The organism is Candidatus Binatia bacterium (genome assembly GCA_029243485.1).
In the GTDB taxonomy this organism is placed as follows: domain Bacteria; phylum Desulfobacterota; class Binatia; order UBA12015; family UBA12015; genus VGTG01.
Genome location: JAQWRY010000056.1, coordinates 17,075 through 29,885, shown reverse-complemented (window position 1 = coordinate 29,885; position 12,811 = coordinate 17,075). Strand labels below are relative to the sequence as shown.

Genomic DNA, 12,811 nt, shown 5'->3' with positions numbered 1-12,811 from the left:
CCCAGAAGTCGCAGCCCTCTGGTACGGCGCCCGGATCTGTGATGCGTTCGAAATGCGCGCAACGCGCTCACTCCCGGAAACCACAGCACGCGAGGATCCGAACATGCCCCACTCGATGCCGCAGGCAGGCTCCCCCTGGGAGGACCTTCGACAGCAGATGATCGAACGCGGCACCGGCGACGCCAAGTGGCGCGACGGGAAGACCGCCGTCTACGTCTTCAACGCGGGCGACGACGTCGCCAAGGTGCAGAAAGAGGCCTACGCGCTCTACATGTCCGAGAACGGCCTCGGCCCGGCCGCTTTCCCCTCGCTCAAGCAGATGGAGGACGAAGTCGTCGGGATGGGGCTGTCCCTGCTGCACGGCGACGACGGGTGCGTGGGCAACATCACCTCGGGCGGCACGGACTCGATCACGATGGCCGTAAAAGCGGCGCGCGACTACGCGCTTGCCACCCGTGGGCTGGACGGCCAACCGAACGTGGTCGTCCCGTTCAGTGCGCATCCGGCCTTCGACAAAGCGTGCAAGCTGATGAGTCTGGAACTCCGCCGAGTCCCGGTCCGCGAGGACCTGATGGCCGACGCGGCCGCGATGCGTGCAACGGTGGATGCCAACACGCTCATGCTCGTAGGCTCGGCACCCAGCTTCCCCTACGGGTTGATCGACCCGATCGAGGAGCTCGGCGACATGGCTCTCGAACGCGGGATCTGGCTTCACGTCGATGCCTGCGTCGGCGGCTACATCGCCCCGTTCGTCCGCATGAACGGCGGCGACGTCCCGCCCTTCGACTTCGAAGTGCCCGGTGTCTGTTCCATGTCGGCAGATCTTCACAAGTACGGGTACTGCGCAAAGGGCGCATCGACCGTTCTCTTTCGTTCGGACGATCTTCGGCAGCACATGGTCTTCGACTGCGACGATTGGCCCGGCGGGCGCATGGTCACCCCGACACTCGCGGGCACGCGCCCCGGTGGGGCCATCTCGGCCGCCTGGGCGGTGATGAACTATCTCGGCGTCGACGGCTACCGCGCGAAGCACAAGCAGGTCACCAATGCGCGCGCCGCGATCGAACGCGGCATCGAGCCGCTGGGCTTCGAAGTGCTCGGCCGACCACAACTCGGCATCGTTGCCTTCCGCCATCCCAAGATCGACGTCTTCGCCGTCTACTTCCAGATGTTCCAGCGAGGTTGGTTCGCCGCCCTCACGACCGAGCCACGAGCCTTGCATTTGATGCTCTCGCCGTATCACCAGAGCGTGACGGACACGTACCTCGAGGATTTGCGGGCCAGTTGCGCAGCCGTCGAGAGCGGCGACAGCAGCGCGGTGAAGGAATCGCGATACAGCTGAGGAGCGAACACGGCCCGGGGAAGACGCTCTACCGACGAATAGACGCTGGCGACGCCGCACCGCCAGGGGCTAGTGCACTCGAGGCTGTAGGTGAAGCCGGCCAGCTGCTGGCTGACTTCCCACAACCCTTCAGCCGCGGCCCTGTCGCGAGCCAACCCATCGCGCTTCACCTGCCGGCACTTCCGAAAGTACCCACCGGACATACCATCCAACTCCGGTGAGGTTGCCAGGTGAATCGACCTCGTCGCCCCCTGGTCGGCCGCGAGCATGAAGGGTTGCCAGGCGGAACAGAAACGAGAACACGCAACGAACGGGCGAAGCGAACGGCTACATCCGATGTAACAACGCGTTGCAGCTGAAACGCGCCGAGTGCAACACCGTCGACCTCGCGTTAACGGCTTGCGGCCCCCCGGCTCCCTTGATCGACCAACTCGTTGAGCTTCGATGAGAAGCGGGATCGATCCTTCTTGGAGATCGGCGGAGGACCCGGCGTCTGGACGCCGGACTCGCGCAGGTGCTGCATCAGATCTCGTGTGGCGAGCGAACCGCCGATGGAGTCTTCGGTAAAGACGCGCCCAGAGATCCCGATGACGCGAGCCCCGCCATCGATGCAGCGCGCCGCCAGCGGGATATCCGCCGTGACTACCACGTCGCCCGACTGCAAGGTCTCGACGATCCAATCGTCCGCAACATCGGGCCCCTGCGCCACCACGACGAGCTCGATGCCAACGAGATCGGGTACGCGCATGCGCGAATTCGCGACGACGGCCACCGATACCCCGTAGCGAAGGGCGACCTTGTACGTCTCCTCCTTCACGGGGCAGGCGTCGGCATCAATGAAGATCCTCACGTGCGTCCCGTAGCAGCGCGAAGACGACGCTGTCGAACCCCGACGGGCGGCACCCGGCATTCACACCCAAGGCGTGATACCAACGTGGGCCTTCTGTACGTTCCCACCACTGCCATGGATCAGCCGAACCACTTCACTCGAGCCTTCCGCGATGTCTGAGCAGATTCGCGTCGACGCGAGCTCCGGTCTTCTGGAGTTTCTCACGACTCATCTTCGCGGCTGGTCGCGCAAGAATGTCAAAGAGCGCTTGAAGACAGGCCGCGTCCTCGTCAACGGCGAGAGCGTCACGAAGCACAACTACGCCTTGGCGGCCGAAGACGTCGTCGTTGTCCTTGCCACCGCGAAGAAGGTGAGCACCCCGGAGCAGCGACTCGACGTTCTGTATTCCGAAGGAGATCTCATCGCGATCGACAAGCCGGCCCGACTGCTCGCAGTCGGAACCGACGGCGGGGGAGCGCCTCACGCACTGGGCCTGCTACGGCGCCAGCTCGACCTGCCCTCCAGCCCGACGATGCTCTGGCCCGCGCACCGAATCGATCGCGATACCTCCGGGGTGATGCTCTTTTGCCGATCGCGCGAAGTGCGTGACACCGTCACGCGGCGCTGGTCGGCGGCGACGAAGATCTATCTCGCCGTCGTCGAGGGCACGCCAACGCAAGCGAGCGGTACCATCGACCAACCGCTGCGAATGGACGCCAAGGGGTTCCGCGCGATCGTCGGCCGGCGGAGCGCCAGAGATGGGACGGAGCCGAAGGACGCCGTGACGCACTACAAGCGGCTACGCAGTCGGAATGGCCGAACGCTTCTCGAGGTTCGACCCGAGACCGGGAGGCAGCACCAGATCCGCGCCCACCTGGCGTGGCTCGGCCATCCGATCACCGGGGACGAGCGCTATGGGACGCGAGGTCGCACGATGGGGCTGCATGCGCTTCGCCTGACGATCCCTTCCCCGACCACCGATGCGCCGATCACGATCGAGGCCGCCGCGCCGGGCGGGTTCCTCGCGCTCATGAGCTAACCCGCGCGCACGCCGACGCCCGCTCGTTGGGAGATCTGGCCCAAAGCCGCGGAGACCGGCACGGTCGTCAGCAGTCGGGGCTCTCTCACGCTCGAAGGTCTCGATCCGGACGCCCGCTGCGCACTCCGCCTGTTCGCGAGCCGGACAAGCTCGGACCCCGCGCGCACCCCCTACACGGTCTCGGGCGGCCGCGTCCCGACCGCGGCGGACCTCACCACCTTTGGCGCGGGCGCCGGCGCCGGCCGAACCGACAATGCGAACGACAGCGACATCGTCGAGTTCGTCGACCTGGCACCCGACGCGACGGGCCACGTCCACATCAACTTCGAGCCGGTCGATGTGGTTTTGGGGAGTACCGCGTATCTCTCGCTACTCGAACTGGCGGTTCAGCAGAGCACGCGGCTCGCGCGAGCGAACACGAAGAACGGCCCTGGTCGCGAACGACAACGCGGATCAAATCGCATAACCCCGACCCCCGATCGAGCCCGCGTCTCATCGAGACCTGCACACACAATGGAAGTTGTAGGCTCCGCAATCTCCGCGGGCGTAGAGGAAGAACGGCAAGGGATTGCGCACATCGGCGTTGTGAAACGTGCAACCGGAGGGCCAGTCCGTTCCCGGTGACGTGTACCCGGCCGGCGGCTGGTCGTAGCGGAACCCCTGGGCAGAGTCATCGGACAGCACCGCGCCGGCGTCTCGGCATTCGTCGATGTCGAGGATGCGCGTGAAGCCCTGATCCTCGCACGTGCCGCTGCTGACGATAGGAAACGACTCTCGAATCATCGCGCGAAGCCGTTCTGCCCCTCGCTGCGTCGCCACCGCCAACGCATCGCCCGAGGGCGAAGAGCCGCAGCCCATGCGCTCCACCTTCTCGAACGCGTCATCGAATCTCCGCCTGCATTTTGTGCGGCCGAAGTCGCGCCCGGCTGCGCAATCGTGTCGAACGCACCTGGCCTCGGCGACGAGCAGACAACGTGAGTAGACTCCGGGCACCATCGGCGATGGACCGATGGCACATCAGGGAAGTAGACGGCCCGCCGCCAGGCCGACATCGCCCGTGACGGCACTACCGCCGCGACACCTCACCCGCGGGCGATGTTGATCACCTTTCGCTGCGTGAACTCGTCCAAGCCTGCGCGACCCAGCTCGGTACCAAAGCCCGATTGCTTGGCGCCGCCGAAGGGGATCCCCGGGTCGAGTTCCCCGTGCTTGTTCACCCAGATGGTGCCGGCTTCCATCCGCGCCGCAAGCGCTCGAGCCGCGTCGACGTCACGAGCCCATACGCTGCCCCCGAGCCCTTCGGGGCAACGGTTGATTCGCGTCAACGCATCTTCCGGGTCCGCATACTTGATCACCGGGAGCGCGGGGCCAAACTGCTCCTCGTCGACGAGGCGGGCGCCCTCTTCGATGTCGCGGACGATCGTCGGCTCGATGAAGTACCCAGGCCCGCCTTTGGCATTGCCGCCCGCGATGATCGTTCCCTTCTCTGCAGCGTCGGCGAGGATCGTCTTCACCTTCTCGTATTGCGCCTTGTTCTGAAGCGGCCCGAGCTCCGTGCCCTCCTGCGAGCCGTCGCCGACCTTCTTCGAATTCGCGATCTCGGCAAGCTCGGTGCAAAGCGAATCGTAGATGTCCTCGTGGACGTAAAGCCGCTTCAGCGCGATGCAGATCTGGCCGTTGTTGCCGAAGGCGGCGTCGAAGAGCTTCGGAGCGATCTCCTTCGGGTCGGCGTCGGGGAGGACAAGACCCGCGTCGTTACCGCCCATCTCAAGCGTAATGCGCTTGATCGTAGACGCCGCACCGGCCATCACCTTCGCACCGGTCGCCGTGCTGCCGGTGAAGGAGATCTTTCGGATGTCCGGATGTGCCGAGATGCGAGAGCCGAGATCGTTCGCATCGGCGACCACATTGAGCACGCCCGCGGGGAGTACGTCCTTGATCAACTCGGCGAGCCGGAGCGTCGCGAGCGGCGTGGTCGGTGCCGGCTTCACGACCAGCGTATTGCCCGCGAGTAGGGCCGGAGCGAGCTTGAAACCGAGGAGCACGAGCGGAAAGTTCCAGGGGATGATCGCGCCAACGACCCCCAGCGGGGTTCGATGCGCCTCCACCAGTCGACGGTCGCTGTCCTCGATCACCTCGACGGGCAGCTCCATCCCGGCGAAGTGCTTCGTGAAGACGCCGAATCCGAACGCCTCGTTCACGGCGTCGCCCAACGGTTTGCCTTGTTCGCTCGTCAGGATCTTCCCCAGCTCCTGAGCGTTGGCCATGGCGACATCCGCGACTTTCTCGAGCGCCTCGCGCCGCTGTTCGATCGGCGTGGCGGCCCACTGCGGGAAGGCGGCGCGCGCTGCAGCCACGGCCTCGTCCAACTGCGCCGCAGACGCGCGCGAGCAGGTCCCAGCGAGGTTCTCGGTGGCGGGGTTGATCACGTCGAGAGTGGCGGCTCCCGGCACCATCCGGCCATTGATCAACAGTTCGAAGCTCGGCATTGGGATCATCCTTTCGTGCGAGTCAGGTCGTGGTGCGTGCAGCTCCAGATCGTCAGTCGGTACATGTCCCGCCTCGGGTTAGCGAGACCGGGGCCCGCCATGTCACGCGGCTGTTTGGAACCAACAGTGGCTCGCGGGCTTGGGCGATGTAGGAGGACTCGGGCTATCGCTCCATCGTGTGGATCGGCTTCATGCATCCTCGAACCAGGCAACTTCGGATCTCCGGTTGAGCTTGGCCGGACACCACTCTAGCTTGGGACCCATGGCGACCTCTTCTCCGTTCCCTCGTGCGCACGTCGTAACCGGGGGTTTCCCGCCGGGCTCGGCGGCGGGTCATGACATCGAGTTCGTGCGGCTACGAATTCTCGAGCTGCTCCGACCCGAAGAGCGAGCACTCGTGACTGTCGCGGACGACTTCGCAGACATCGAGACGTGGCTCCCCGGGAGTGACCTGCTCGTGACCTACGTCGCCGGCCCTTATCTCGACGACGAACAGGCGGGCCGCGTTGCGTCCTGGCTCGATCAGGGAGGACGTTGGCTCGCGTTACACGGCACGAGCGGCGGAAGGGCCGTTCCGCTCCCCGATGGGCGGCCCGGGCGCATCATGGCGAGGTCGCGCCACCACGACGTGCTCGGCGCAGCGTTCTTGAATCACCCACCCATCCGCAAGTTCAGCGTCGACGTCCGAGACCTCGATCATCCGCTGACGCGGGGACTGCCGGACTCGTTCGAGGTCATGGACGAGCTCTACCTGATCGAACTCCGCGCCCCCGACGAAAGCCACATCTTGCTATCAACGGAGGACCTTCCGGCGGACGACCCCGCCCCCCGCGAGTTCGGCTTCACCTACGACGAGGACACGTCGGTCGCACCGGACGGCCGGACCCGCGTGCTCGCGTACGTTCGCAACCACGGCGTCGGCGCGGTCGCATACGTTGCACTCGGCCACTGCCACACACCGCTGACAAACATCCAACCTTGGGTACACACATCGGTAGATCCGGAAGGCACGACGCCGCTTCACTTCCGCGGCCCGTGGAAGAGCGACGCCTTTCAGCGCCTGCTCCGCAATGGGATCGAGTGGGGCCTCGCGACTGGGGAATGACCGGAAGAACGCACGACCCTTGGTCAAGCTAGCCGTCTCCGCCCAGCCCAGGCCCCCCGGTCTCGCTGTGTTCCGGCGACGGCAATGCCCAGCGCGTACTGCATCGCGCCGCGTTGCTTCTCGATTGTCCCCCAAAGGCGCCCGATGGTGACCGCGAGAAAAACGGCGCCGGCGGTCGGAAACACACCGGTTCTCAGGAACAGGAACAGCGGGCTCAGAATCAGGAAGCCACCGATCGATACGGGAATGAGCGCGCTCGGTCGCGCCGACGGGATTCACTTCGTACACCTCAACCGGGTGCTGGATGTTCTTGAGCTCTTGAAGTCCGAGGTCACGGATCGACAGGTCGAGCCCGTCACGCACTTGCGGATAGACCGCTTCGGAGATGGCGATGCCGCCCGGCACGGCGAGTCCCTCGAGCCGGGCTGCGAGACTCACTCCCTCTCCGTACACGTGGTAGTGCTCGACGATGACGTCACCGAGATGAACGCCGATGCGCATCTCCATCTGCTGATCGCGGAGCTTCGAGGCGTTGAGCCCAGTCTGCTCTTCCTGGATGAGGCGCGCGCACTCGATTGCCTTCACGACACTGTCGAACTCGCCGAAAACGGAGTCTCCTGCCGTGTCGACGACGATCTTCTTCAACCATGACAGGCAGAGCGTACGACAAAGGCGAAACGCCCTTCAAGTTCTCGGTCTCCACGTGGGGACCGGCCGGCCGCGTCACCTGTTCAGCCGCTGGTAGCGCAAACGAGCGGCAGTCTCCCGATCACGGGGCGTCGGATTTGATGGGGGTGTCGGCGTGCGGCCTCGACTCGTCGCAGAGGCTCTACTATAGATCCGAGGACCGCGTCGCCGGCCCTGTGGTGCCGCGACATTCGAAGACGCCTCAAAGTACTTTCTCGGGCGGTATAAGAAACGGGGGAGCCCAGACCCGGAGTAGAAAGTAATGGCCACGTTTCCGTTTCCGATTCCGCACGGCTGGTTCGGCCTCTGCTTTTCACACGAGTTGAAGGCGACGGAAGTGAAGAAAGTTCGCTTTTGCGGGCGCGACCTGGTGGTGTTCCGCACCGAGTCCGGAAAGGCCGCGGCTCTCGACAACTACTGCCCACACCTCGGCGCACCTCTCCATCAAGGTGCCGTCGTCGGTGAAGCGCTTCGGTGCCCCTTTCATCATTGGCAATGGGGAACCGATGGGACTTGCCTCGACATTCCGTACGCCAAGAGAATTCCTGCGCGGGCCGTCGCCGAGACCCTCCCAGTGCAGGAAATGAATGGAATGGTCCTAGCCTGGCATCATTCGGATGGCCGACTGCCCTACTTCGAGGTGCAGACCGTCGCCGGACTCGCGACCGATCAGGATAAATGGGGCGAGGTCCACTACTACGAGCACGACCTCCCAACCTGCGCACAAGAAATCGCCGAGAACGACGTCGACGAAGACCGAACGATTCTACGCTGGTCGATCCTGCTCACGAAGAGCCTCGAGCAGGACGACATGGGCAAGACGCTGCTCTTCAGCTTCGGGGAAGGGGTGAAGGACGACATCCCCATCTGGCGGGACAAGATCTACCGCGAGAAGCCGGTGCTCTGCGACGGAGATGGGCCGATTGTGATCCAGCGGAAGTGGTTCTCGCAGTTTTATAAGTCGCCCGTCGTCTCCATGCGCGGCATCGGCAGCACGGCGACGGACGGAAGCGCCCCTTCCATGGCCGACGTCGCACCGAACTCCAGAATGGCCACCCGACGATACCCGAACCCAAGAAGGTGAACCTCATGCCCGATCAAGACGTCCAAGCCGAACTCGAACGCCTAAGAAAGGAGAACGCAGCGCTCAAAGCGCAGGCGAAAGCCAAACCCCGGCAGTTCTCCCTGAAGGTCAGCCAGAAGGGCGCGGTGAGCGCGTACGGAATGGGTGGCAGATTCCCCGTCACGCTCTATCAGGAGCAGTGGAAGACCCTGCTCGAACACGCCGACGAGATCAGGGAGTTCATCGTTGCCAACGAGAGCCAACTGAAGAAGAGGGACTGACCGGGGGCGTCACGACACTCACTGCATCGGCGGCCGGCGCTGTCATGGTCTCGTGGTGCCCAGCCGAGCGCGGCCTGCTAAAGTTCGCGGCTCATCTCAGCGGGGAAGAACAAGCAATGAGCAAGCAGACAAGCCGGGCGAGTTGTGCCCCCACGCCGCCCGAGCGGCTGCCACTCGGTGATAGAGCGAAGCGCTTCGTTTCGCAGGGGCTATCGAAGATCGTCGCGATCGTCGTGCCCTACATCTACATGGCCTACATGCGGTTCGTATGGCTCACGAGCCGGGTCGAAGGCCGAGAATTCGTCGAGTTGAACGAGTGGGCGGTCAAGCACAAGGGTGTCATCTGTCTCCTCTGGCATGAGGAGGTCTTCACCGTCGCGTACGGCTACTACTACCTCGGCATCCGCATTCACACGCTGGCCAGCGTTGGCGATTCGGGCGAGCTGATCGCGCGGATGCTGAAGCTTTGCAAGGCGGTCGTTTTCCGCGGGGGGAGTACGTCGGGCCAAGCCCGGCGCCGCGAGGGCGTCCTCGAGGACCTCATCCGCCACATGAAGACGAACGAGCCCGTGACTCTGGGGCTCACCGTAGATGGATCCAAGGGGCCGAGGTACCGGATGAAGATGGGCGGGCCCGTGGTAGCTCGCGACTCCGACCGTCCGATCGCGCTCGTGCGTACATGGTACAAGCGGTGTTGGCGGCTCCCTACGTGGGATCGCATGGCCGTACCGCTGCCGTTCAACCGGATTCGCTATTACTTGCGCGGGCCGTACTTCGCGCCGGAGACCGCGCAGACGCAGGAGGGCCTCGAGGCGTTTCGGATCCAGCTCGAAAATGAGCTGAACGACCTCGCTGGGCAGAGCTATGACGACATGGGGCAGCGACGGCCTGACGAGCTGAAGAAGCGCGAGGGAGAAAGCTGCGCGGAGAAAGCCGCGTAGCCGAGCGTCGTGGCCGATACGCGGGAGAACCGGCAGGAGTGGGCGGCCTTCCTTCTGAGGGTCATGATCCTCTCACCAAGGACGCTCCTCCTTTCCGCCGCCCTTCTCCGGCCGGCTCCGTTGCGGGAAGGCATGCGACTTCGACACGAGCGAGTGTCGCTCGGCATCCACCTGCGACGACTCCAAGGCCGACTCGGACGAGGTCTGTGACGGTGTACACATCCGACATCGAGGCCCTCCTCCGCTCGTCTACTTCTCCTCGACCTCCTCTCCTCACAGGAGCGGCGGGGGCCTGGGTCTCGATCGGCGCGAACCCTGGGGCGATGACCGGATCGTCCCCGAATCACGTGGATTGCACAGAGCGCCCCTCTATCGACGCACGCGGGCGCAAGCCGTCTTCGGCGAAGGAAGATGTTGACCGCCAAATTTCGTGGGGTTTCCAAGCGTGGTTTTGGGGCCGGTCGGATTGCTAAGAGACACTTCCGGCACCTTTGCCGCCTACACGACGCGTAGATTCTGCCGCTCACGACGGGCTATTGTCTTCTTCTTGAGTTGTTCCCAATAGTCAGAAATCGGCCTCAAAGATCCCGACGTCGTCAACGACTCACAGACTTGCCAGCAGAACCACAGGGAGAACGATGATGAGCTCGCAGCAAAAACCAGATTTCGACGTCATCGCCGTTGGCGCCGGCTTCGCAGGGCTTGCACTCTGCCACCACCTGAAAGAAGCGGGCTTGTCCTTCCGCGTGTTCGACAGGGCCTCTGACATCGGCGGAACCTGGACCTGGAACCGCTACCCAGGCGCAATGACGGACAGTGAGAGCTACTACTACTGCCTGACCTTCTCGAAGGAGCTCCTGCAGGAATGGTCCTGGAGCGCGCGCTATCCCGATTGGAAGGAAACCCTCGCCTACATGCACTTCGTCGCCGACAGGTGCGAAATGTGGCCTAACATCCAGTTGAACACCGAGATCGTCGCCGCCGATTACCAGGCCACCAGCGGCCACTGGAAGGTCACGACAGGCACGGGGGAGACCCATACCTGCAAGTACTTCGCGAGCAGCATGGGTATGATCTCGGAGCCCGTCATTCCGAAGATCAAGGGCATGGATGGCTTCAAGGGTCCCCTGTTTCATTCATCACGGTGGCCGGAAGATCTCGCGTACGCGGGCAAGCGCGTAGGAATCATCGGCGCTGGCGCAACCACAGTGCAGATGACGCCGGTCATGGCGCAAAATGCGGAGAGCGTGACAGTCTTCCAGCGCACCCCGAACTTCATCCTCCCGGCGATGCAGCGGCCAATGACCAAGGAGTGGGAACAGGACATCAAGGCGCACTACGACGAGATCGTTGCCAAGTGCCGCAATCACGTCTTCGGCATGGCCTTCGACAGCCCGGTCAATCGCAACCTGGTGGATACACCACCGGAGGAGGTGCAGCGGATCTTCGAGGAGCACTGGAATGGAAGCTTCCGCTGGGTGTTCGAAACCTTCGATGATCTGCTTGCGAATCCCGAGGCCAACCTCGCAGCGTCTCAGTTCATCATCGACAAGATGAAGGAACGGGTGGACGACCCTGAGATTGCGGATCTACTGACACCGGACCCCGGCGAGTATCCGCTGTTTGCCAAGCGTCCCCCGCTGGATCACGGCTATATGGAAGCCTTCAACCGCGACAACGTGCATCTCGTCGACATCCGGGACCAGGAGCCCCTGGTCGAAGTCACCGAAACGGGCGTGCGCACGACGGAGAACCACTACGAGTTCGACATCGTCGTACTGGCCACGGGATTCAGGGCGTACACGGGCGCGCTCGAGGCGTTCCCCATCCGCGGGAAGAGCGGCCAGAGCCTCCGAGAGAAGTGGGAGAAGACCTCCAATTCCCTCATGGGTGTCTGCGTAGCCGACTTCCCGAACCTCTTTACAATCACCGGGCCGCAGGCACCATTCGCCAATCTGCCAACCTCGATCGAGCAGAACGCCATGTGGATCGCCGACTGCATCAAGAAGATGGAAAGCGAAGGCTACGACGTTTTCGAACCCAAGCAGCAAGCCGAAGAAGAGTGGTCGGCACACGTCGCCGACATTCACCAACAGACCTTGATGGCGGCGGGTGACACGGTGCACTCCTGGATGATGGGCGCCAATATCGCGAACCACGACCCCCGAGTGTTGATCTACTTCGGCGGTGCGAATGTCTACTACGACAAACTGCGGGAATCCGTTAATGACGGCTTCCCCCAGCTTACCTTCGAGCGACTGGCAGGCTGATCCCCTTGGCAAGCCACGACATGGCGCACGTTGGTGTTCCCCGGACAGAAGAAGAGTCTCTTCATTTCGATCGCGTATAAAATGCGGTTGCGACGGCGACGGCTTCGGAGCTTATCCCGGCTCCATCGTTCACCTGCATCGTGAGCGATTCGTGATCCGCCAGAAGTCCACGTGTGGCGATTCCGATTCCCCCGCAAATGTTCTGCACGGGCTACTGCTCAGCGTCATCGAGGTCCAGAGCGGGGAAGAGCTGCGGCTCTTCTCCGGGAAGCTCGAATTCGACTTGCCCAAGATACGCCGCTCCGACCTCTGGGTTCCGCCGCATGCGGGCAGTCAATGCGTCCACGAGACCCTCCGAAACCCTGGCTGACTGACCAACGAAGACTCTCGTTCCTAGCGGAACGGTCAAGACCGAAGGCTTCAGTTCTTCCAGGGAGTTGCGCAACCACGCCGATTCGTCTGGAACGAACTCCTTGGAATGGGACGTTCCGACGTTGAGCACGATGTGGAGCTTCGGGTCGAGGGAAGATCGAAGCAGTGCGCGGGTCCAACGTAGTCGATCACCTCGCCCTCCGCCCACGTCTGAAGTCGCTCCAGCCGGTCGAACACCAGCAGGAACGGGACACCGCCACTCTCTACAACCAGAGGAGAGAACGACTCGTCTTTTTTCGAACGGCGCTTCCCGCCTTCCTGTGGGGCCGGGTCATGAGTTGGGAGAGGACATCCGACTTGAGCGAGAGGCTATGGACGGCGTCGGCCTTTGCC

General features: G+C 63.5%; 12 protein-coding genes. 8 read left to right on the top strand and 4 right to left on the bottom strand.

Going from position 1 to position 12,811, the window contains the following annotated elements:
• Positions 1-103: 103 nt before the first annotated feature.
• On the top strand, positions 104-1,342 hold the full coding sequence (locus P8R42_15865) for an aspartate aminotransferase family protein (GenBank protein MDG2306090.1): 1,239 nt from the start codon (positions 104-106) through the stop codon (positions 1,340-1,342).
• 391 nt (positions 1,343-1,733) lie between these two features.
• Here P8R42_15865 and P8R42_15860 read toward each other — a convergent pair whose 3' ends face one another.
• Positions 1,734-2,192 carry a YaiI/YqxD family protein gene (locus tag P8R42_15860; protein MDG2306089.1) on the bottom strand — a complete coding sequence of 153 codons (459 nt, stop codon included), beginning with the start codon at positions 2,190-2,192 and terminating at the stop codon, positions 1,734-1,736.
• 151 nt (positions 2,193-2,343) lie between these two features.
• On the opposite strand from P8R42_15860, the gene P8R42_15855 reads away from it, so the two are divergent.
• A complete protein-coding gene (locus P8R42_15855; protein ID MDG2306088.1) occupies positions 2,344-3,210 on the top strand; it encodes an RluA family pseudouridine synthase in 867 nt (288 codons plus the stop codon).
• 492 nt (positions 3,211-3,702) lie between these two features.
• On the opposite strand, the gene P8R42_15850 is transcribed toward P8R42_15855, so the two are convergent.
• Positions 3,703-4,068, bottom strand: a complete 366-nt coding sequence (locus P8R42_15850; protein ID MDG2306087.1) for a hypothetical protein — start codon at positions 4,066-4,068, stop codon at positions 3,703-3,705.
• 224 nt (positions 4,069-4,292) lie between these two features.
• Positions 4,293-5,699: an aldehyde dehydrogenase family protein gene (locus tag P8R42_15845; GenBank protein ID MDG2306086.1), complete on the bottom strand. Its 1,407-nt coding sequence runs from the start codon at positions 5,697-5,699 to the stop codon at positions 4,293-4,295.
• A 262-nt stretch (positions 5,700-5,961) separates the two neighbouring features.
• Here P8R42_15845 and P8R42_15840 point away from each other — a divergent pair, with 262 nt between their 5' ends.
• The 6 genes from P8R42_15840 to P8R42_15815 all read left to right on the top strand — a co-directional run bounded on the left by P8R42_15840 (position 5,962) and on the right by P8R42_15815 (position 12,046).
• Complete coding sequence (locus P8R42_15840; protein MDG2306085.1) at positions 5,962-6,804, top strand: ThuA domain-containing protein; 843 nt, start codon at positions 5,962-5,964, stop codon at positions 6,802-6,804.
• A gap of 246 nt (positions 6,805-7,050) precedes the next feature.
• Positions 7,051-7,455: a hypothetical protein gene (locus tag P8R42_15835; GenBank protein ID MDG2306084.1), complete on the top strand. Its 405-nt coding sequence runs from the start codon at positions 7,051-7,053 to the stop codon at positions 7,453-7,455.
• A 298-nt stretch (positions 7,456-7,753) separates the two neighbouring features.
• Positions 7,754-8,575 carry a Rieske 2Fe-2S domain-containing protein gene (locus tag P8R42_15830; protein ID MDG2306083.1) on the top strand — a complete coding sequence of 274 codons (822 nt, stop codon included), beginning with the start codon at positions 7,754-7,756 and terminating at the stop codon, positions 8,573-8,575.
• A gap of 5 nt (positions 8,576-8,580) precedes the next feature.
• Entirely contained in the window at positions 8,581-8,835 is a 255-nt protein-coding gene (locus tag P8R42_15825) for a hypothetical protein (GenBank protein MDG2306082.1), read from the top strand.
• Between the two features lie 116 nt (positions 8,836-8,951).
• Positions 8,952-9,776 (top strand): DUF374 domain-containing protein, encoded by an 825-nt coding sequence (locus tag P8R42_15820; GenBank protein ID MDG2306081.1) that lies wholly within the window; start codon positions 8,952-8,954, stop codon positions 9,774-9,776.
• Positions 9,777-10,417: 641 nt separating this feature from the next.
• A complete protein-coding gene (locus P8R42_15815) occupies positions 10,418-12,046 on the top strand; it encodes an NAD(P)/FAD-dependent oxidoreductase (protein ID MDG2306080.1) in 1,629 nt (542 codons plus the stop codon).
• 211 nt (positions 12,047-12,257) lie between these two features.
• Here P8R42_15815 and P8R42_15810 read toward each other — a convergent pair whose 3' ends face one another.
• A complete protein-coding gene (locus P8R42_15810; GenBank protein ID MDG2306079.1) occupies positions 12,258-12,392 on the bottom strand; it encodes a hypothetical protein in 135 nt (44 codons plus the stop codon).
• Positions 12,393-12,811: the final 419 nt, after the last annotated feature.